Annotated in this window: 16 protein-coding genes; 7 read left to right on the forward strand and 9 right to left on the reverse strand. The window is 68.9% G+C overall.

Features of this window, described 5'->3' with window-relative positions; translation table 11 throughout:
• Positions 1 to 532 precede the first annotated feature (532 nt).
• Both G4D83_RS46480 and G4D83_RS33195 read left to right on the forward strand, forming a co-directional pair.
• Positions 533 to 937 (forward strand): hypothetical protein, encoded by a 405-nt coding sequence (locus G4D83_RS46480; RefSeq protein ID WP_240356863.1) that lies wholly within the window; start codon positions 533 to 535, stop codon positions 935 to 937.
• A 2-nt stretch (positions 938 to 939) separates the two neighbouring features.
• Positions 940 to 1,410: an SMI1/KNR4 family protein gene (locus G4D83_RS33195; protein ID WP_163868883.1), complete on the forward strand. Its 471-nt coding sequence runs from the start codon at positions 940 to 942 to the stop codon at positions 1,408 to 1,410.
• 104 nt (positions 1,411 to 1,514) lie between these two features.
• On the opposite strand, the gene G4D83_RS33200 is transcribed toward G4D83_RS33195, so the two are convergent.
• From G4D83_RS33200 to G4D83_RS33210, 3 genes are all read right to left on the reverse strand, one after another.
• Positions 1,515 to 2,489: a TolB family protein gene (locus tag G4D83_RS33200; protein ID WP_163868884.1), complete on the reverse strand. Its 975-nt coding sequence runs from the start codon at positions 2,487 to 2,489 to the stop codon at positions 1,515 to 1,517.
• A 114-nt stretch (positions 2,490 to 2,603) separates the two neighbouring features.
• Positions 2,604 to 3,389: a LytR/AlgR family response regulator transcription factor gene (locus G4D83_RS33205; protein WP_163868885.1), complete on the reverse strand. Its 786-nt coding sequence runs from the start codon at positions 3,387 to 3,389 to the stop codon at positions 2,604 to 2,606.
• Positions 3,386 to 4,432 carry a sensor histidine kinase gene (locus G4D83_RS33210; protein ID WP_163868886.1) on the reverse strand — a complete coding sequence of 349 codons (1,047 nt, stop codon included), beginning with the start codon at positions 4,430 to 4,432 and terminating at the stop codon, positions 3,386 to 3,388. Before G4D83_RS33210 ends, G4D83_RS33205 begins: the two co-directional genes overlap by 4 nt.
• A 153-nt stretch (positions 4,433 to 4,585) precedes the next feature.
• Between G4D83_RS33210 and G4D83_RS33215 the strand changes: the two genes are divergently transcribed.
• The gene (locus G4D83_RS33215) at positions 4,586 to 6,061 is read left to right on the forward strand and encodes an RCC1 domain-containing protein (protein ID WP_163868887.1); all 1,476 of its coding nucleotides are present in this window, start codon (positions 4,586 to 4,588) and stop codon (positions 6,059 to 6,061) included.
• 7 nt (positions 6,062 to 6,068) lie between these two features.
• On the opposite strand, the gene G4D83_RS33220 is transcribed toward G4D83_RS33215, so the two are convergent.
• The 3 genes from G4D83_RS33220 to G4D83_RS33230 form a co-directional block, all read right to left on the reverse strand.
• The gene (locus tag G4D83_RS33220) at positions 6,069 to 6,968 is read right to left on the reverse strand and encodes a WG repeat-containing protein (protein ID WP_240356865.1); all 900 of its coding nucleotides are present in this window, start codon (positions 6,966 to 6,968) and stop codon (positions 6,069 to 6,071) included.
• A gap of 39 nt (positions 6,969 to 7,007) precedes the next feature.
• The gene (locus G4D83_RS33225; protein WP_163868888.1) at positions 7,008 to 8,567 is read right to left on the reverse strand and encodes an endo-1,3-alpha-glucanase family glycosylhydrolase; all 1,560 of its coding nucleotides are present in this window, start codon (positions 8,565 to 8,567) and stop codon (positions 7,008 to 7,010) included.
• Positions 8,568 to 8,707: 140 nt separating this feature from the next.
• The gene (locus G4D83_RS33230; protein WP_163868889.1) at positions 8,708 to 9,319 is read right to left on the reverse strand and encodes a hypothetical protein; all 612 of its coding nucleotides are present in this window, start codon (positions 9,317 to 9,319) and stop codon (positions 8,708 to 8,710) included.
• Between the two features lie 188 nt (positions 9,320 to 9,507).
• On the opposite strand from G4D83_RS33230, the gene G4D83_RS33235 reads away from it, so the two are divergent.
• The gene (locus tag G4D83_RS33235) at positions 9,508 to 10,503 is read left to right on the forward strand and encodes a hypothetical protein (RefSeq protein ID WP_205522772.1); all 996 of its coding nucleotides are present in this window, start codon (positions 9,508 to 9,510) and stop codon (positions 10,501 to 10,503) included.
• Here G4D83_RS33235 and G4D83_RS33240 read toward each other — a convergent pair.
• Entirely contained in the window at positions 10,493 to 12,190 is a 1,698-nt protein-coding gene (locus G4D83_RS33240; RefSeq protein ID WP_163868890.1) for a dihydroxyacetone kinase family protein, read from the reverse strand. The genes G4D83_RS33235 and G4D83_RS33240 overlap by 11 nt on opposite strands.
• Positions 12,191 to 12,458: 268 nt before the next feature.
• Between G4D83_RS33240 and G4D83_RS33245 the strand changes: the two genes are divergently transcribed.
• Both G4D83_RS33245 and G4D83_RS33250 read left to right on the forward strand, forming a co-directional pair.
• Positions 12,459 to 13,556 carry a DUF2304 family protein gene (locus G4D83_RS33245; RefSeq protein WP_163868891.1) on the forward strand — a complete coding sequence of 366 codons (1,098 nt, stop codon included), beginning with the start codon at positions 12,459 to 12,461 and terminating at the stop codon, positions 13,554 to 13,556.
• Positions 13,557 to 13,560: 4 nt separating this feature from the next.
• The gene (locus tag G4D83_RS33250) at positions 13,561 to 15,399 is read left to right on the forward strand and encodes a hypothetical protein (RefSeq protein WP_163868892.1); all 1,839 of its coding nucleotides are present in this window, start codon (positions 13,561 to 13,563) and stop codon (positions 15,397 to 15,399) included.
• 60 nt (positions 15,400 to 15,459) lie between these two features.
• Here G4D83_RS33250 and G4D83_RS33255 read toward each other — a convergent pair whose 3' ends face one another.
• Positions 15,460 to 16,116: a trimeric intracellular cation channel family protein gene (locus G4D83_RS33255; RefSeq protein WP_240356867.1), complete on the reverse strand. Its 657-nt coding sequence runs from the start codon at positions 16,114 to 16,116 to the stop codon at positions 15,460 to 15,462.
• Positions 16,117 to 16,276: 160 nt separating this feature from the next.
• Positions 16,277 to 18,757, reverse strand: coding sequence for a DNA polymerase domain-containing protein (locus G4D83_RS33260; RefSeq protein WP_163868925.1), 2,481 nt, complete (start codon positions 18,755 to 18,757; stop codon positions 16,277 to 16,279).
• 56 nt (positions 18,758 to 18,813) lie between these two features.
• Here G4D83_RS33260 and G4D83_RS33265 point away from each other — a divergent pair, with 56 nt between their 5' ends.
• Positions 18,814 to 19,458: a helix-turn-helix transcriptional regulator gene (locus tag G4D83_RS33265; RefSeq protein ID WP_141643678.1), complete on the forward strand. Its 645-nt coding sequence runs from the start codon at positions 18,814 to 18,816 to the stop codon at positions 19,456 to 19,458.
• Positions 19,459 to 19,491 lie beyond the last annotated feature (33 nt).

A 19,491-nucleotide genomic window follows, 5' to 3' on the forward strand; every position in this document is an offset into this window, starting at 1 on the left:
CCGAGACGCGGCGTCACGGACTGCGATTGCCTCTCGTACTTCACGACAGGCCGCGGGGGCTTCGGATCGACGGCATTCACCACAAGAACCATCTGCGCGGTGTGCAGGAGGCGGGGGCAAAGCCAAGCTCCAGCACCCATTCGTCAAGTCCAGAATCGGGTGCTGGGAAGGCGTTTCCAGTGGGACCAGGATGCGCCGGCCGGAGCAGAAGGCTTGGGTGAGAGCACTGTCAGGCCCTTCAGGTAATTCTTCGGAATGGACCTGCTGAAGAGGACCAGCTCCAGGAGAAATCCCATTGAAGCTGCGCCCGACGGTGCTGGTCGCGATTCTCGCCGGATGTTCCACGACTCACGGAACAGGTGGGTCCGGTTCCGACCCATCTCCAGGAGTCCAACCAGCGACGAAGAAAGAGCTGCCCTGGATTCCGGTGCTCGGCGGGCGAATGGAGACGACCCTTTTCTACGGTCCCTGGCAGTGCAGACAGGAGTTCATGCGAACATGCCAGCGTGAATGCGCTCGGGTCATGGGCTGCATGTGGTTGGCCGACATCAAGCTGGAATGGGAAGGTCGATTGGTCGCCCCACCGCTTCCCGTCAAAGCTGGCAGTCGCTACGGCATCTTCCACTGCTGCTGCGACCATCCCAAGCTGACGCCAGACAAGAACGAGGAGGAGCGGAGGTTGTGGGAGAACTTCCGAACTTCCTTCCGAAAGGACTGGAGCAAGAAGTTCGGAGACTGGCCTGAAGAGGAAGGTGTCGCCTGGCCCGGGCACCACATCCGGGACCTTCTTCATGGCGGAGATCCGGTGGACCCCAACAACATCATCCCCGTGAAGCCGGGCGTGCATACCGTCTTCAACAAGGCGTATCCCGCCTGCTACGGAGGTCAGCCACCCTGGAATACAGTGGGGCCCAATCTTCCCTACTCGGACCACTGACGATGGCCACGCCCATGAGCAGCCTGCTCGAAGAGGTCTCTCGCGAGCACTTTCCCTATTCGCCCGCCGCGCCCGAAGAGGTCGATTCGTTCGAACGCCGGGTGGGCTGGAAGTTGGACCCCGACCTGCGCGCCTTCTACCTGCACTGCAATGGAGCGGAGCTGGTTGAGCGGCTACCAGAGACGCCTTACCGCGTCCTGCCGTTGCACAAAATCACACGGGCGAGGGTGGCCATCTACGGCGAGGATGACGACAAGTGGGGACCGGCCTCGGTGTACGCGCTCTGCGATGTGCAGGACGGCAACTACGTTCTGGTGGACGTGGCCCGACAGGAGAATGGCCGCTACCCCCTCTTCGACGGGAACCACGAAGCGTGGCCGGACCCGGCCTACTGCAAGCAGATCGCCAGCTCCTTCTCGGAGTTCCTGGAGCGGGTGCTACGCACCCGGCGCGGCCTCTACTGGCTGGGGTAATGAAACAGCGAGGCGAGCGTGGAGTGCCCCTCCGCCACTCCCCGCCCGCCCCGCCTTTCTTCACGTCAAGAGAGCGCCGCCCCGGGCGGCGGGCTCCCCGTCCGTCACTGAAACAGCAGGCAATAGGTGTCGAGCCCGTAGAAGTCCGACGGCACGAACGGGTTCCACGTCTGCCGCACGAAGTAGAGGTGACGCCCGTCCACGCTCAGCGACGGGTGGAACTCGTCCTTCTCCGTGTTCACCGCCGGGCCCAGGTTGATGGCCTTGGTGAAGCGGCCACCGATGTTGATGCTCGCGTACAGGTCCCCCAGACCATGTCCCTCCGGCCGGTTGAGCGAGGCGAAGATGAGCACGCGGCCATCCGCGGAGATGTGCGAGTTGTACTCCCAGTAGTCCGGGCTGTTGACGCCAGTCCCCAACTTCTCCGCGGGCGCGTAACCAGGGCCACGGCGCTCCGCGCGGTAGATGTTGAAGTCCGAGTCGAACGTGCCGCTGGCGAAGTACACCGTGCCATCACGCGTCGCGCTGACGTAGAGCTCCTGACGGTCCGAGTTCACATTGGGGCCCAGGTGTTGCGGCGTGCCCCAGCTTCCATTCGCCTGCTTGTGCACCACCCACAGGTCCGAGTCCGCGCGCTCCTCGGTGCCCGTCACGGGACGGGTGGACGAGAAGAACAACGAGTTGCCATCCGGCGTGAGGAACGGGTCCGTGTCCAGGTACGTGCCGGAGAAGGACACCAACTGCCCCGGGGTGAAGTGGCCGTTCACCTTGCGCGTCTCGTAGATGGCCTGGAACGGCGCCTCCGCCGCATCCACGTGGTAGTACGCCGTGTTGCCGTCCGCGGAGACGGTGAGCCGGTACTCCGAGCGGTCCGGAAGGGAGACCTCTCCCGGAGCGAAGATGCTGCCGCCCGCGGGGCAGGTCATGAACCGCAGCGCCTCGCTGGACACCTCGTGCGCACCGAGCGCCTCCGCCACCTTGGCGGACTCCGGCTCCTGCGCGGCGCACGCCATCGTCATGGAGGACATGGCGACGAAGAGGCTCAGAGACCACGACTTCCCAGGGATGAAACGATTCATGCGACGTCTCCTTGTGATGGAGACACAGTCGCCCGACCTCCCGACGCTCGCGATGGAGTTGTGACGAACGGCGGAGGTCCTGGGGCGAACGGTGGAACCGCCGCCCCACCCCGCTCAGGAGGGCAGGTCCAACGCCCGCTGGAGCCGGGCGCGGTAGCTCCGGCCTGACGTCAGCTTCGTCCCATCCCGCAGTGTCAGCACGAACTCGCCAGGAGGCAGCGGCTCCACCTCCTCGATGCGGTCCACCCGGACGATGAGCGAGCGGTGCGCACGCACGAAGTCCTTCGGGTCCAGCTTCGCCTCCAGCGCATTCATCGTCTCGCGCGCCAGGTACGACTGCTTGCCCAGGTGGACGGAGACATAGTTCCCCTCCGCCTCCAGGTAGTCGATGTCCTCCACGCGCAGGAAGCGCATCCGCCAACCCACCTTCGTCACCAGCTTCGTCGCGTACGGCTCCGACGCGGGAGGCAGGCGCTGCGACAGCGCGTCCAGCCGCTCGATGAGGTCCGCGTCCAGCTCCGTGGCCCCGGTGCGGCGGCGCTCGCGCACCCGAGAGAGGCTGAGACGAAAGCGCTCCCGGTCAAAGGGCTTGAGCAGATAGTCGAGCGCGTTGGCCTCGAACGCCTGCACCGCGAAGTCCCGGTGCGCCGTCACGAAGATGACCGCCGGCTGCTGCTCCTGGGCCACCGCGCGCAGCACGCCGAAGCCGTCGGGCTCCGGCATCTGCACATCCAGCAGCACCAGGTCCGGGCGCTCCTTGCCGATGGCGGCGATGGCCTCGACGCCATCGCGACACTCGCCGATGACAGCCATGTCCGACTCGCCCGCGAGCAGCTCCTTGAGCCGCTCCCGGGCCAGGGGCTCATCGTCGACGATGAGCACGCGGATGGGCTGCGTCATGTCGCCGGCTCCGTCCGGAAGGGAATGGCCAGGGACACCAGCGCCCCGCCCTCCGAGCGCCCGCGCAGCTCCAGCCGGTGGTCCGGGCCGTAGAGCTGGACGAGCCGCTCCCGCGTAATCCACAGGCCCTTGCCACTCCCCGAGACCTTGGGGGCCGTCGACTCGCGCAGGCCGACGCCGTCGTCACGGACCTCCAGGAGCAGCGCCGGTCCCTCGCGCCGGGCGGACACCGTCACCGTGCCCGGAGCGGAGCGCGGGGCGATGCCGTGCTGGATGGCGTTCTCCACCAGCGGCTGGAGCAACAGATGCGGCACATGGGCCCCGAGCGTGTCCTGCTCGATTTCGTGCTTCACCTGGAGCCGGTCCGTGAAGCGCACGCCCTGGATGTCCAGGTAGAGCTGCAGGGTGCGCAGCTCGTCCCGCAGCGTCACCTCCTCGCGGCCCGCCGCATCCAGCGTGCCCCGCAGCAAGTCGCTGAGCCGGGCAATCATCCGCTCGCTGCCCATCGGGTCCCGGTGCACCAGGGCGGAGATGGAGTTGAGCGTGTTGAAGAGGAAGTGCGGGTGGAGCTGGGACTTGAGGACGTGGAGCTGCGCGCGCGCGAGCTGCGTGTCCCGCAACCGGACCTGCTCCGCGTAGTAGAGGGCGTGCGCCACGCCCAGGAGCGTCAGGTAGATGAACGGGTTGTAGAGCAGCGCATGCTCCAGCACCGCCGTATACGCGGGGGGCACGTCGTACCAGTGGAAGTACGGGTCCAACGCGTAGATGACCGTGGCGCGGAAGAACGAGACGGCGAGCGCACCGCCCACGTGCAGGGCGAGACGAGAGCGCCAGCGACGCCGCTCGAAGGGGAAGCGCAGGCCGAAGTACACGACGGCGACGGTGATGGGCGCCCACAGCGCGGTGGCGAACCCCTCCGTGAGCAGCGCATGAGACCAGGACACGCCCCGGACGGAGTGCGCCTCACTGGAGGCCGCCAGCCCCTGCAAGGTCCAATAGGCGAAGGCCCCCACCCACAACATCCAACCGCGTCCGCGTGACATGGCCTCAAGGTACACGGACTCTCGCCGGCTTTCACACCCACCCCCATCTCCCCTCTGAAGGGCACGCTCGCGCACATGAGTGAGCAGGCAGTCTCGCCTCCACCCAGCAACTGTTATTTGCCGGACCTCAAGCAATCCAGTGACAATAGCCACATGTCACTATCACGCACGCTCTTCGTCTCGCTCGCGGTGGTCCTTCTGGGGTGCTCCGGGTCGTCGGGTGACTCGGGAAAAGAGGAGTCGCCCGAAGATGAGTTCGGAGTGGCGTCCATCAGCGACGCTGGAACGCAGGACGCGGGGATACCCGACGCGGGGCCAGCCGACGCGGGTGACAGCCTCGCGGGGCTGACCCGCATCGCCGCCGCCGAGTACCAGTTGTTCTACCTGGTGGATGGCCGCGTGCTGGGCATCGGCTCCAACCGCGCGGGGCAGCTCGGCGTGGGCCACTCCAATCCGTACAACCAGGTCCCCCCCGTCGACATCGCCCTGCCCCAGGGGCTGCTCTTCAAGGACGTGGCGGGCGGCGGCTTCCAGAGTCTCGCGCTCGATGTCCAGGGCCGCGTCTGGACCTTCGGGCAGAACCTCTACGGGCAGCGAGGCGACGGCACCACGAACGACTACCCCAACCGCGCGACGACGCCGAACAACGGCCAGCCGTACCTCATCCTCCAGGACTCCACCGGCGCGACGTTCGACAACGTCGTCGCGGTGCGCAGCGCGCTGCTGTTCAACATGGCGCTGAAGGCGGACGGCTCCGTCTGGGTGTGGGGCATGAGCGGCACGGCGATTGGCAACACGCTGGGCATCGCGGGAGATGGAAACCAGGCGCCGCGCAACATCACCCGTCCCACCCGCGTCCCGCTCCCGCAGGGCGTGCGAATCACCGCATTCACCACCAACGACAACACCATCTTCGCGCTGGATGACACCGGCAAGGCATGGGCGTGGGGCGGAGGGTCCGCCGCGGAGAACCTGGGCACGGGCAATTACGCGGGCTATGCGCAGCCGAACCCGCTGACCATCCCCGTCAAGGTGAAGGAGCTCGCCGCGGGAGGCAGCCGCTGGGCGGTGGCGCTGGACGAGAACGGGAGCCTGTGGGGCTGGGGCATCCAGGGCACCTTCCTGGGCATCGGCAGTCCGACGGGCGGCTGGATTCCCAAGGCCACCCCGGTCCAACTGTCGTTCCCCGAGTTCGGCTCGCGCAAAATCGTCCACGTGTCCGCGTGTGGCCATGCCACGCACGTGATTCTGGACGACGGCTCGCTGTGGGGCTGGGGCGACAGCGCGATGGGCGAGGTGGGCAACGGAGTGATGCTGAACTTCGCCACCTACCACACGCCGTACAGCTGGGACTGGTCCAACTACCAGATGATGGTCTTCCGTCCCGTGCAGATTGCCCCGGGCGTCACCTTCAAGGCCCTGCACAACACGGCGCAGTCCTTCTACGGCTACGCCACGGCGACGGATGGAACCATCTACTCCTGGGGCCGGAACAAGACGGGTGTGCTGGGCAATGGCGTGCGGCCCACCGGTGACGTGGCGGGCCGGCCGGACAGCTGGAACGTGGCCACCGCCACGCCCGTGCCCGCGCACCTGCTGACCACGGGCACGGACGCGCCGTCGCTGTAGCGCGCCGTCAGTCGTTCAGCACCACGGCCAGGCCGTGGGAGAAGGGCTGGGCGGAGGCGAAGCGGGGTGTCACCGCCCAGCTTCCGTCCGGGCGCAGGTAGCCGAACCTGCCATCCTGCTTCACGGCCGCCAGCCCTTCGGAGAACGCGCCATTCACCGCCTGGAAGCGGGGCTCGATGACCATGGCCCCCTTCTGGTCGATGAAGCCATACACCCCCTTCACCTTCACGGGCGCGAGCCCCTCGCGAAACGCACACTCCGTCAGGCTCTCGTCCCAGTTGGAGAAGCCAGGCTCCAGCACCCAGGCGCCGGACGCGTCCACGAAGCCGAACTTCTTGCCCTTCACGACCAGCGCCAGCCCATCCGAGAAGCGGCCCATCGTCTTGAAGTCGAAGCTGGCGAGACACTGGCCCTTGGGGTCGATGAGCCGGCTCTCCTCACCCGGGGGGCTCTTCTTCAAGACGACGTGCGCCTTGCCGTCGACGAAGGGCCGGGCGAGTCCGCCACCGAACCCGTCCAGCACCACCTCGCCCTTCTTGTCGATGTACGAGTCCGAGCCCTTCGCCCCCGCGCGCATCACCGGCGCGAGCCCCGAGCCGAAGCGCCCCACATTCGCGTAGGTGGCCCCGGCCACGACGTACTTGGTGAAGTTCGCCTTGAACTCCACCGGCAACACGAGCGTGCCCTTCACGTCGATGAAGCCCTCGTCCGTCAGGGCCATTCCATCGCTGAAGCCCGTGAAGGCGCGCTTCACCTTCAGCGTGGCCTGCCCCTTCACGTCGATGAAGACCCAGCCATCGAAAGCGGGCATGCGGGCGTGGCCCTCGTTGAAGGTGAAGGGCGTGCCATGGGGGCTGGGGATGACCAGCTCCCCCTTCGTGTCGATGAAGCCGTAACGCGTTTTCACGCCAGGGACCCTACCGTCCGGGCCCTCGCGCGTCGACGCTCACGGCCGCGTGCAGGAGCGCCCACCGCCCGCGTGATACATGAGGTCCTGGTAGACGGCTTGCGCGAGGATTTGCGTCTTGCTCTCCAGGCGCTGCACGGTGACACCTCCGCGCTGGAGTTCGAAGACAGGCGTGGTGCCGGGCACCAGCGGCGCCTGGAAGGCCGTCACTCCCGCGCTCGTCACGTCCAGCGTGCGAACGTCGGTGCCCTGCGTGATGACCAGCCGACCCGGTTCCTTGAGGAAGGCGAGCAGCTCCACCTGGTTGGACGCGGCGACCCCGCCCCGCAGCTTCATGGCGCGCGCCGTCTGTTTCGCGGCATTGAAGGGCGCGTCCGTGCGGTGCCGACGGTGGGTGTAATAGAGCGTGTCGCGGACGATGGTGGGGCGCTGTCCCGTCTTGAACCAGGTCGTGTAGTACGCAATCCAATCCATGATGACGTAGCCGCGCTCCTGCGACGCCGTCATCCACGACTCGCCGTAGTCCGTCAGCGTGAGCAGCGTCATCCAGTCCGCGTCGCCCTCCATCGCCTTCTCGAACTGCGAGCGGAACGCCAGGCTGTTCTGCGCCTCCCAGTACACGCGGCTGCTGTTCTCGCTGTCGGTGAGCTTGTGGCGCACGTCCTCGAACGCGACGGGGGACATCCACAGCTTGCCGCGACGGTGAGACTCCACGCTCCAGCGGCGCATGTTCTCCCCGGACTGCGCGGTGCGCTCGCCCCACGTGGAGAAGCCCGTCACCAGGCTGTTCCACTCCGCGTACTTCGTCACGTCGCCCGTGTATGACAGGAGCGGCCAGTACGTGACTTGGATGCCCTGCGCCACGAGCCGCGTCTTCAGCTCCGTCCAGAAGGCCACCGACTTGCGCTCCGGGTTGAAGCTGGCCAGGACGATGGCCCCGTTGAGCTTGTGCACGGACGGGTGCTGGGCCACGGAGGCAATCATCGACACCAGTCCGTCCGTGGTGCCTTCGGCCTCGGTGGGGAAGTCCGGGCTGAGGACGATGCGGAACTCCGGGTCCACGGCCGCGGCGGCGGCGAGCATGACGGTGAGCTGATTGTTCCGCGTATCGGACGAGACTCGATACGGGTGCTCGTAGAGGAAGCCGTCCATGCCGGAGGCAATCGCGCGGCGCACCTCCGTCTCGAAGTCACGCTGCCGCCACGCGCTGTCGGCCCAAGGGGCTCGGGGCAGCGGCCTGTCCCTCATCAATCCGCCGATGTTGGCGTACTCGCCGTTGCGCGACTCGGGCGTCATCCAGCCCGTCCAGTAGTCCGACGCGGGCTGCGCGTTGTCGATGGAGATGGGGAAGATGGGGTAATAGAAACCGAAGACCTTCTTCGGTGCCGCGCGCAGCGCCGCCGTCGTGGGCATGTCGAACGGGTAGCACTCGGAGATGGGCGTCGGCGCGGGCGCCGTGGGGAGCACGCCCGCCTCGGGTGCTCCGTCCTCGGAGGGAAGCGACTCGTCCGCAGCGCCTCCCGCGCAGGACATCGAGAGCAGGGGCGCTAACAAGAACGCGGCAAGCCGCGCCCTGGAGAAATCCATGGCGATGCGCATCGGTCGACCTCGAGGTGCGCTTCATCCGGGGGGACGAAGTGAGGGGGTTATCCTCGGGACACGGGAGGTCTCTCGATGGCGCGCTCTTTCGCGCTTTTCCTGCAACTCATTGAGCCGCGCGACACGTCGGCGTGCTCACGTCATGGCAGCAGTGATTCCTTGCGCTTCAGCTTCTTGGCGAGCGTGGTGTAGGACCACTCGCCCTCTTCATCCACCAGCCCCTTGGCGAGCAGCTTGCTCAACTGGGGGCCCATCTCGCTGGAGTGGCCGATGAGGTGATGGTCCGCGCGCACCTTGTCGATGGCGTCGTCGCGGTCATCCGAGACGACGAGCCGGGCGGACAGCGTGTCGGCGTAGGAGGAGTAGTCGTTGTAGTAGGTCCACGCCACACCCTGGAGGGAGAAGTCCCCCAGCACGACAATCTCTCCGTGGAAGAGGAGGTTGTGAGCCTTGAGCGAGCCGCCGACGAAGAGCAGTGAGTAGTCGAAGCCCTCGTGGATGATGTTGCCCTCCACCACCAGGTCTCCCGCGACGAGCAGGCGGCCCTGGTCCTCCAGGATGAGGTTGCCGTTCACCGTGACACTCTTCGCGTCGAAGGTCAGGTCCTGGCCCTCGGAGAGGGTCAGGCCTTGGGCCACCTGCTTCACTTCGGCGGAGGGCGACAGCTTCGCCTTGAGCGCGGCTCGCTTGCCGGCCGAGCCTGCTTGTGCGTGGAGCGAGCCTTCCTGCAGCAACTTTTCGAAGAGCGTCATGTTCACAGGCTAGAAGTCCACCCGGGAGCTGACGAGCGAAATGTCCTGGCTGGACCTCCCCGGGAAGCCTCGGCCGTCCGGCTCCGGGTATACTGGGGACTCGGCCGGGAAAACGGTGTGAGGTCTGCGTGGCATCAACCAGGACTGTCCGATGGGTTTCGACGCTCGAGAGTGTGCGTGCTCGGGGCGTGACCGCCCAGGGAGCGCTGCTTGCCTGCGCGTTGCTCTTCGCCCATGCGGCGGGTGCGCAGACCACGGAGGATCGGGCCTACGTTGGCGTCACCTTCGCGCGCGGCACCGAGATTGGCTCACAAGGCGGCAGACTGGATGAGCGCAGGCAGTTGGACCTGCGCATCCCCCTCCCGCCCTTGTTCCTCGGCCGCACGGTGCTCGTGCCCTCCTTCGGCTACGAGACGCGCTTCATGGGACTGGAGCAGCACGGTCCGCTGGCGGATGTGTCGGAGGAGGAGCTGGGTCGGCAGTTCCATCGCTTCCAGCTCGGGCTCACGCTGATTCGTCCGCTCTCGCCCCGGTGGATGCTGGTGACGGGCGCGGTGGCGAACACTCGCACGGACTTCAAGAGCTCCTTCGACTTCGGGTTGGACACCTCGTGGGTGGGCTTCGCCATGGCGAACTACCTGATTGGTGGAGACCCGGACGTGCGGCTGACGTTCGGCCTGGTGGCGCTGTATCCGTTCGATGCCACGCCCGTCGTCCCCATGATTGCCTTCGCGTACCGCAAGGGGCCGTACATCCTGGAGGTGGGGCTGCCTCGGCTCGCCATGTTGTACAAGGTGGGCACCGGGCTGGAGCTGGGCATCACCGGCATGTTCGACCAGCAGGTCTTCCGCTCGCGCATCCCGTATGACGGGCAGGGCCCCATGCCGCAGTACATCCGTGAGACGGCGCTGCGCTTCGGCCCCACGGTGAATGCGCGCCTGGGCAATGCAAACCTCTGGCTCAGCTCGTCCATCGGGCTCGACCTCCTGAACGACTATGCGCTGCTCGACAAGGACCGGGACCGGGTGGAGATGGGGATGCTCCAGTCCACGGGCCCGGCGCCCTATCTGAGGGTGTCGCTCGGCTGGCGTCCGCCGCGTCGTGCGAGGGAAGCCGTCCGGCCCATCGGCGGGCCGCCGGAGCAGGCTCCGCCGCAGGGCAACTCCCCCTCGCTCATCCGATGAAGGGCGTGAGCGCCTTCAACCAGACGACGACAGCGGCCGCGCCCGCATCGGGCACACCGAGCGCCCTGCTTCCCAGATAGCTGGCGCGTCCGAGCCGGGGCTGCATGCGCGTGGTGGCCTCCGCGCCTCGCGCTCCTTCGTGCACCGCCGCGGCCCAGGCTTCAGCGGTCGACGTTCCAGCCTTCAGCTCTCGAGCGAAGGCATCGGCCGCGGGCTTGAGCGCATCCAGCATCGTGCGGTCTCCGGGCTTGGCGCCGCCAAGCTGCGCCACCGCGTCGACGGCGAGGGCGAACGCGTCCGCCCAGGCCGGAGCATTGGTGGAACTCTCGGAGAGGCGACGCGCGGCGCGCAGCAACGCGGTGGCGTAGAACGGCCCCGAGCTTCCGCCGATGGCGCGCCGCAGGGCATCGCCGATGGCCGTGAGGGCCCGTGGTGGATTCGTCCACGAGGACTCGGGCAGGGCGCGAATCGCCGCCGCGCCGCGCGAGAGGCTGAGGCCCAGGTCTCCATCTCCCGCCGCGCTGTCGAGTTCGGTGAGGCGGGCTTCACTCGCTTCGAAGGCGGCGGCGACGGCGTGCGCGGCGTCCCGCACCCGCTCCATTCCAGGCTGACGAGTCTCCTGGGTGAGAGGCGCGGACGGCGTGACGGCGACGGGCCGGGCGGGGCGCTCCGGTGCGAGCCGGCCCTCGCCTCCCCAGGCGGGAGCGGTCGTCCTGGCGTCGAGCCAGCCCAGGCGCGCGTCATCCAGCTTCAGCACGGACAGGGAGCAGCCCGGCATCTCCAGCGCGGAGAGGAACGTCCCGGTCCACGCGCGCTCCACACGCAGGCCGCGCTCGCCCAGAAGTGTCAGGGCGCGGCGCGTGACGATGGCCAGCTCCATGGGGGGCGTGCCGCCCAGTCCATTGACGAGCAGGGCCACGCGGGTGCTGGCGCCGAAGCTCCGGTCCTCCAGGATGATGGAGAGCAGCGACTCCACCAAGGCATCAGCGGCCACGAGCGGGGCGCGGCGCACGCCCTGCTCTCCGTGGATGCCCAGTCCCAGCTCGATTTCGTCATCGCCCAGGGTGAAGCCGGGACGGCCCGCCGCCGGCACGGTGCACGGACCGAGCGCGACGCCCATGGTGCCCAGCTCCGCCGAGGCCGCCTGGGCTTCTCGGAGCACGTCCTCGAGGGACAGGCCCGCCGCCGCGGCGGCTCCCGCCACCTTGTGCACCAGCACGGTGCCAGCGATGCCGCGACGTCGCGCGGGCTCGACGGTATGGCGCAGGGCGACGTCATCGGCGACCACGACGACCTCCACGGGGATGCCTTCCGCGCGGGCCAGCTCGGCGGCGAGGCCGAAGTTGAGCCGGTCACCGGTGTAGTTCTTCACCACGAGGAGCGAGCCCGCGGGGCCTGACACCGCGCGAATGGCGGCGAGCACGGCGTCCGTGCTGGGCGAGGTGAACACATCCCCCGCCACCGCCGCGTCGAGCATGCCCGCGCCGACATAACCCGCGTGCGCGGGCTCATGCCCGCTGCCACCACCGGAGATGACGGAGACCTTGCGCTGCGCGGGGTCGGCCGGTGTGTCGGCGCGGATGACCACCGTCTCGTCGTCGAGCAACACCTGCCCCGGAGCGAGCGCGACGAACCCCTCCAGCATCTGCCTCACGACGGCCCTGGGCTCATTGACGAGCTTCTTCACCGGTTCCTGCTCCTTCGCCGCGGCGGCGGACGGACTGAACGGCGGGAGTAGAGCACGGGCGTTCCAGCACGGCGTTGGGAGGAGAGGCACGCCGGTGGGGTCCGCGTCGGAAACGTCCGCCAACCATCGCCGCGCCACCATACGGACCCGGCCAGTGAGATGGGTCATCTGGCTCCCTTCGGGAGGGATTTCATCCCCGCCCCTTCCCCGAGGTAGAAATCGCTTGCCGGGCCGGGTCGGAGGGACCTAGCTAGGGCTCGGGGAGCGCATGTCCTTTCTCGTCATCCTGCTGACCGCGGGATTCTTCACCATCCTCTTCTCCCAGTTCGGGCATCGACTTCCCGCGAGGAACTCGCTCATCTGGTGGTTGGTGGCGCTGTTCCTCCTGACCACCGTCATCAATCCCGACCTGTTCCGCCCGGTCATCCGGGTGCTGGGCATCGAGCTCGTCAGCAACTTCGTGCTCGGCGGGATGATGATGTTCCTGTTCTTCCAGATGGTGGAGCAGCAGGCGGAGAACCGGCGCTTCTCGCGGCAGATTGTCGAGCTCACCACCAGCTTCGCCGCCCAGCAGTTTCCCAAGGAGGCCGCGCGGCACCTGGCTGGCGAGGGCCGCAAGGTGCTCATCCTCCTGCCCTGCTTCAACGAGGCCGGCTCGCTGCCGGAAGTCCTCCCCCGGCTCGCAGCGCTCCAGGAGCGGAGCACGGGTGAAGAGCGCTTCGCCTTCTGCGTGGTGGACGATGGCAGCCTGGACGACACGCCTCGCCTGCTCGCCTCGCTCGCGCCCCTGGGCCACGTCACCCACAGCACCAACGTCGGCGTGGCTGGGGCGCTCTTGACGGGCTTCAAGCTCGCGCGGGCCCTGGACGCGGACCATGTCGTCCAATGCGACTCCGACGGCCAGCACCCCATCGAGGAGATTCCCCGGCTGGTGGCGCTCGCCCGTCAGCGGGGCGCGGACCTCATCATCGGCTCGCGCTTCGTGCCGCCGGAGCCCGCCGCCAACGCGGTGTCCAATCCCCTGCGGAGCACCACCCCGCTGCGGCGCACGGGCGGAATGCTCGTCACGCTCGTACTGGGTCTGTTCGGCCGGCAGGCGCGGGTGAGCGACCCGACCTCCGGCTTCCGCGTCTACTCACGGCGAGCCGTGCGGGAGCTGCTGCGCGCGATGCCGGACGAGTATCCGGAGCCCGAGTCCATCGCGCTGCTCGCCCTGCGCGGACTGCGCATCCAGGAGGTCCTGGTGGAGATGACGCCGCGCACCCAGGGCGTCTCCAGCTTGAGCGGCCTGAAGAGCATCCGGTTCATGGTCAAGGTCACCACCGCCCTGCTGGGGCTGCGCGTCCGCTCACTGGTGGGAGGCTGAGCGCATGGCGACGCTTCGTGAGCGGCTCGACCGGGCGCTGAGCAGGCTCGACAGCCCCGGCTCTTCTCCCGAGTCCGCCGGCCCGGCCTCATGGCTGGTGCTGGCGCTGGTGCCCGGTCTGGCGTTGTTGATGTCCGGTGCCCTCCGCGCGGCGCTGCGCTTGAGCATCACCGCGTCGCTCGGGCTGGCGGTCGCCCTGCTGGCGGGCGGCGTGGTCCTGGCCGCGCTGACGGGAGGGCTTCGCGTGAGGCGGGGATGGCACGTCCTCCCAGCACTGCTGGTGCTGGGGACCCTCATGGTGGCGGCCCTCCAGGCGCTCCACGCCTCCGCCTTCGACGGCCTGATGTCCGTGGGCGGCGGGGACGCGGGCAACCACGTCGCCCTGCGGCGCGCGTTCGTCGAGAGCGCTCCAGACGTCTACCAGCAGTTCGTGTCGTTCTACGCCTTCACGCACTGGCTGGACGTCTTCCTCGGCTTCGACGCCTTCGAGTCGTTCCGGGCGGGGTTCTACGCCATCCCCTTCCTGCTGACGCTCTGCATGCTCGCGGCCCTCCTGGCGATGACCCACCGTCAAGAGGAGGCGGGAGTGCCGGGAGCGCGTGTCGCGCCGTGGCTCCTGTTCGCGGGATTGATGGCGGCGACATCCATCCTCTTCCCCGTGCTCCACTACCACCAGGCCGACGGCTTCTACGCCCACCTGTTCGGCCTGGTGCCCACGCTGCTGGGGTGGGTGTTGTTCGGGTTCTTCACCTCGCGGCTCTTGCGCATCGGAGCCCTGCTCTTCGCCGTCGTCCTCCATCGCTACACCTACGGTCTCAACCTGGGCGACGTGCTCCTCGTCAGCGCGGTGCTGGCGGGCGTCGAGTCCACCGGCGTGTCTCATGCCCGGCGCCTCCAGTGGGCGCTGCGCGCGCTGGCCGTCGGCCTGGGGCTCGCGGCCCTCTTCGCCTACTGGAAGCTGCTCCCGCTGATTCCGGTGACGGGTGGAATCGTCGCGCCCCGCTTCCACGCGATGCTGAGGGGACAACTGGTGCTCTCCCTGGGGCTGCTCCTGCTCCCCCTGGCGGCGAAGCGCATGGGGCTGGCCCTGGGCGACACCGGCACGCGCCTGGCGCGGTACGCGGGCCTCTTCGGCGGCGTGGGCGGACTGGTGCAGTTGCTCTGTCTGTGGTCGGTGACGAGTCGGGAGTACTACCTCATCAAGTACCACCTGCACGGCGCCATGCTGGTGTTGTGCGCGACGCTGGTCCTTGTCTCCGCGCTGCTGGCCCAGGTGCTCTCGCGGTGGGCACTGCGCCAGGGGGGGGCCGCGCACGCGGGACTGGTGCCGCTGGCGGTCCTGGTGGGCATCGGCGTGTTCAACCTGCGCAGCGCCATCACCCCCTATGAGGACAGCTTCCAGGAGCGCAGGTCCGGCAAGGCGCCGTGGAACCTGCTCTTCCCGCTCGCGGACCGCGAGGGCTGGAGTCGCATCCAGGCGACGCTGGCGCGAGAGCACGCCGACTTCGGTGGGTTCGTGTCCGCGAACTGGCCGCTGATGAACTTCATGAACGCGAGCCTGCGCACGACGAGCGACGAGGACCCGTTGCGCTTCGGCTGGGAGCAGTACACCCAAGGCCTGGTGAAGCAGGGCCCGGGCCTGTGCGTGTTCTGGTACGCGACGGAGCGCGACTTCCAGGAACTGACCGAGACGCAAGCCGTCAACGGCGGGAGGCTGCTGGACGTCGCCCGGGCGCTGGACGCCGAGGCGGAGAAGCGCTGCGAGGACTACCCCGCTCCCTGGGATGCCCAGCGCCCCCTCCGGCTCTGCCACGTCTGCGAGCCGAAGCAGTCGGGGACGTAGCGACTCACGTCAGCCGCTTGGACTGTCGCGAAGGCACCCGTCCGGGAAAGACTCGCACCCTCATTGCCCCGGTACGGACGGCAGACGCCAGTGCAGGAGGACCGCCAGCATCCGCAAGCCGAAGCAGGCCACGGCCCCCAGGCTCGCCGCGAGCACGGCGGGCACACCCACCCTCCGAGCCACGAGCAACACTCCCGCGCCCACGAGCGCCGCCACCGCGTACACATCCGCGCGCAACACCAGCGGGACTCGTGCCAACAACAGGTCGCGAAGCGTTCCTCCCCCCACGCCCGTCATCGCGCCCAGCAACAAGGCCGTCAGCGCGGGGGCTCCCAAGGAGAGTGCCTTGCTCGCACCCGTCACCGTGAAGAGGGCGAGCCCCGCCGCGTCCAGGGCCAGCAACAACGTGGGAGGAACCTGGCCCAGCGGGCCGCTCACCAGCACCACCAGCACACCCCCGCCGAACGCCGTCGTCGCGTAGCGCCAGTCGCGAATCGCCAGCGGCGGCACCGCGCCGAGGAGCACGTCCCGCACGAGCCCACCTCCCAACGCCGTGGCGAACGCGAGCACCAACACCCCGAAGACATCCAGCCCCGCCCGCGCCGCCGTCAGCGCGCCCTCGACAGCGAAGACGAGGGTGCCAGCCAGGTCCCCCGCCGTCAGGAGCATCAGCGGCATGCCGCGAGCCGGTGCGTCGACCATCGATGCGGGCCGCATCTCATTCCCCCTCCGAGGCCGCGTGGACGTCGCTCCCCGGATGCGTCACTCCGCAGCACGGCCCTCACGGATTCAATGTGCCCGCACCACGAGAGGCCGGCTTCTGAACAGCGCGACGCACTCGAACGTCAGGCGTCCCGCGCCGAGCAGGCGATTCAACCTATGGCGCCTCGGGAGACTCGTCCGTCCGAGCGTCCTCGGGCGACTCGTCCGCCCGAGCGTCCTCCAGCGCCACATCCTCCGGCGGCTTCGCCACCACGGTGAGGATGGGCCTCGCATCCGTGAGCGAGGGCGTGAAGAGGGACGGTTGGCCCGGGTCATCGAAGACGGTGGAGAAGTCGAGCCGGGTCAGCCCCCGCTCCAGCCTCGCGGCGAACGTCTCCTTCAACAGCCGCACGTAGTATTCGACGTCGTAGTCGCGCGGCGCCTCCACCGCGTCCGCCGGCCCGCCGCCAATGTCATCCGGCTCCGGCTCCGGCAACAGCCCCGCGCGTCCCCCCACCGCGCGGTAGACGTGGATGTGCTCGCCGGAGCCCCAGGTCTTCCTGCCAGCGCCGAGCATGGCCTCGTAGGGCAGCTCGCGGCGGCGCTCGCGCAACGCACCGTACTGCGCGGAGTCCTTCGTCAGCCGGACGTGCGAGGCCAGCTCCGTTGTCGGCACCTGGCGCCTGCGCAGCGCCAGCACCGTGGAGACATACGCCTCCCGGACCCCCACCACGTCTCCGGCAAGCAGGCACCGCACCGCGCGGCGCAGGAAGGTCTCCCCGAAGGGCTCGGCGCGGCTGGAGCGGAAGGCCACGCCCTTGAGGTGCAGCGTCCCGTCGTAGGACTGGAGCACGTAGTTCTTCGGTTCGTGCGAGAGCATGGCCGCGTAGCGCCCTTCGAACTCGAGCTGGACGCGCTGGGGCAGCAGCGCGGCGACCTCCGACACCACGCGGCGCTCGTCCTCCTCGCGCCAGTCCTCCGGCACCGCGAAGTACACACCGTCCGTGTCCGCCTCCAACAGCGTGACACCCCGGCGGTCCAGTTCGCGACACAGGAGCGACAGCACCGCGCGCCCGCGCCGCGTCACCTCGTTGGCCGCGTGCACATCCGAGAAGCGCGTCAGCCCGGAGGCGCCCAGGTAGCCATAGGCCGAGTTCACGACGAGCTTCATCGCCGCGGAGAGCGCTTCGTTCTCGTGTCGCTCCGACGAGCCCGGCGCCGCCGCGCGCGCCCGCTTCTTCGCCGCGAGCCGCTGGTCCACCAGCCGGTCCACCATCGCCAGCAGCGCACCCAGCCTGTCCCGCTTCGGGCCGATGCGGTACTCGCGCATCAGCGACGGATAGAGGCTGGCCACGTCGGCCTTCACCACGCGCCGGGCCACTCCCGTGGCGAACAGGTGGAGCGCCGCGCCGTTGTGCGACGTGCCATCCCCCTCCTCGTACGCGGGGAGCGCCGCCCCCGTGCGCAGGTACGCCCGCACCAACAGCGGGTCCAGCACGCCGGTGGCCGCGCCCGCATCCGCCAGTCGCTCGTAGCGACGGGGTGCCATGCGCGCGAGCGCGAAGGCCGCGCCGCCCAGCAGCCGCGCCAGGCCCTCCGCCTCGCCCACGTCGTCGCGCGCATAGCGCCGCACCCGCTCCGGGTCCGTCTGGAAGACCTCGTGCACGCGCGCGCCAGGGATGTACTCCCGCGCCGGGCCGGCGATGCCGAAGTGCCGCGCGACGACCTTGAGCCCGTGCCCCGGCAAGTCTCGCGCGGAGAAGTCGTGCCGCAGCACCGCGTCCATCGTGTCGATGAACTCGCGCCCGGGCACCGTGTAGCGCGCGCGCCGCATCGAGTCCGCGTTGCGCTCCGCCCCGCGCCCCAACGCCGAGCCTCGCGCGGAGGGCCGGTGACGCAGCCCCGGGCCTCCCATGCGCCCCAGCGACACGGGCACGTTGAGCAGCTTCGCGCGCCGCGCGACGAAGGGCAGGTCGAAGCCGTGCAGGTTGTGGTTCTCGATGACGTCCGGGTCCAACACGCGCACCCGCTCGACGAAGCGGCGCAGCAGGTCCGCCTCCGCCGCGTCCCCCTGTCCGTGCGCCTCCAGCACCTCCAGCTCGCCCTTCGGGCCGCGCATCGCGATGAGGAAGATGCGGTCCTTGCCCGGGTCCAACCCCGTCGTCTCCAGGTCGAACTGGAGCCGGTGCAGTTCGTCGAAGCCGAGCCCCCGGAAGTACGTCCGCCCAGAGGCCGTGAGGTACTGCTCCTCCGGTGGCAGCGACAGCACCGTGCTCGAGCCCAGCTCCCGCAGGTTGGAGAACGCACGCCCCAGCCGCCGCGACGCGCCCTGCAGCACCTCCGCCGCGAGCGCCCGCCCGTCCTCCGCGCGGACGAGGAAGCGCAGCACCCCCGGCCCCGACAGCTCCTGGAACGTCACCCGGCCCGGCACATAGCCCTCGCGCTCCGGCCGGAGCCGCGTGCCCAGGTGGTCCAGGTCTTCAAGATGGGAGAGCACCAGCCAGGGCCGGAAGCGCACGTCCTCGCGCACCAGCTCCCCCGTCCCGGGAATCCGCCGCCAGACGAAGGCGCGGCCGTCGGGCTCCGCCCACACCGAGACGATGCCCGGTGTCGCGTCCCAGCCCCCCAGCCACTCGTCCTCCAACATGCCGCTCATCATGCCCCACACCTTGCCGCTCACGGGTGTCAGCGGTATGTCAGTTATCACCCCCCATGCAACGCACCGAGCGACTCTTCGCCCTCGCTGAATACCTCCGAGGCCGCCGCACCGGAGTGACGGCGGAGACACTCGCGGAGCGCTTCGGCGTCACGGTGCGCACCATCTACCGGGACCTCGACACGTTGCGCGCCGCGTCAATGCCGGTGGCCGCGGAGCGTGGGCGGGGAGGGGGCTACGCGTTGGACCGCAGCTACAGCCTGCCGCCGGTGAACTTCACGGCGCGCGAGGCGGCGCTGCTGGTGGCGCTGGGGCGCTTCGCCATCGACATGCGGCTGTTGCCCTTCACCGGGACGCTGGAGTCGGCGCTGGACAAGGTGCGGGCGGCCCTCTCCACGTCCGCGCAGCGCGAGCTGCTCGACAGGCTCAAGGAGCTGTCCTTCCTCGGCGTGCCGTCGCTGCCCAGCAAGGCGTCCGTCCGGGCGGCGATTGAGCGCGCCTGGTTCGAGCAGCAGCCGCTGCGCATCACCTACGTGGATGGCAACTTCCTGGAAACCACGCGAGAGGTGCGAATCGTCTCGGTGGTGATGGACCGGCACGAGACTCGCCTGGACGCACTCGACGTGCGCAGCGGCGAGCGCAGGCACTACCGCGTGGACCGCATCGTCCAGGCCGAAGTCACGCGCGCCTTCGGCACCTGACGGCGGGCGCGGGCATTCATGCCGCAGCGCGGC

The organism is Myxococcus eversor, from assembly GCF_010894455.1.
Lineage (GTDB): Bacteria > Myxococcota > Myxococcia > Myxococcales > Myxococcaceae > Myxococcus > Myxococcus eversor.

Coding starts and splice junctions, on each gene's coding strand:
- G4D83_RS33265 (WP_141643678.1), top strand. CDS start 18,814: ATGCAACGCACCGAGCGACTCTTCGCCCTCGCTGAATACCTCCGAGGC.
- G4D83_RS33230 (WP_163868889.1), bottom strand. CDS start 9,319: ATGACGCTCTTCGAAAAGTTGCTGCAGGAAGGCTCGCTCCACGCACAA.
- G4D83_RS33255 (WP_240356867.1), bottom strand. CDS start 16,116: ATGCGGCCCGCATCGATGGTCGACGCACCGGCTCGCGGCATGCCGCTG.
- G4D83_RS33225 (WP_163868888.1), bottom strand. CDS start 8,567: ATGCGCATCGCCATGGATTTCTCCAGGGCGCGGCTTGCCGCGTTCTTG.
- G4D83_RS33210 (WP_163868886.1), bottom strand. CDS start 4,432: ATGTCACGCGGACGCGGTTGGATGTTGTGGGTGGGGGCCTTCGCCTAT.
- G4D83_RS46480 (WP_240356863.1), top strand. CDS start 533: ATGTGGTTGGCCGACATCAAGCTGGAATGGGAAGGTCGATTGGTCGCC.
- G4D83_RS33245 (WP_163868891.1), top strand. CDS start 12,459: ATGTCCTTTCTCGTCATCCTGCTGACCGCGGGATTCTTCACCATCCTC.
- G4D83_RS33260 (WP_163868925.1), bottom strand. CDS start 18,757: ATGAGCGGCATGTTGGAGGACGAGTGGCTGGGGGGCTGGGACGCGACA.
- G4D83_RS33195 (WP_163868883.1), top strand. CDS start 940: ATGGCCACGCCCATGAGCAGCCTGCTCGAAGAGGTCTCTCGCGAGCAC.
- G4D83_RS33215 (WP_163868887.1), top strand. CDS start 4,586: ATGTCACTATCACGCACGCTCTTCGTCTCGCTCGCGGTGGTCCTTCTG.
- G4D83_RS33200 (WP_163868884.1), bottom strand. CDS start 2,489: ATGAATCGTTTCATCCCTGGGAAGTCGTGGTCTCTGAGCCTCTTCGTC.
- G4D83_RS33205 (WP_163868885.1), bottom strand. CDS start 3,389: ATGACGCAGCCCATCCGCGTGCTCATCGTCGACGATGAGCCCCTGGCC.
- G4D83_RS33250 (WP_163868892.1), top strand. CDS start 13,561: ATGGCGACGCTTCGTGAGCGGCTCGACCGGGCGCTGAGCAGGCTCGAC.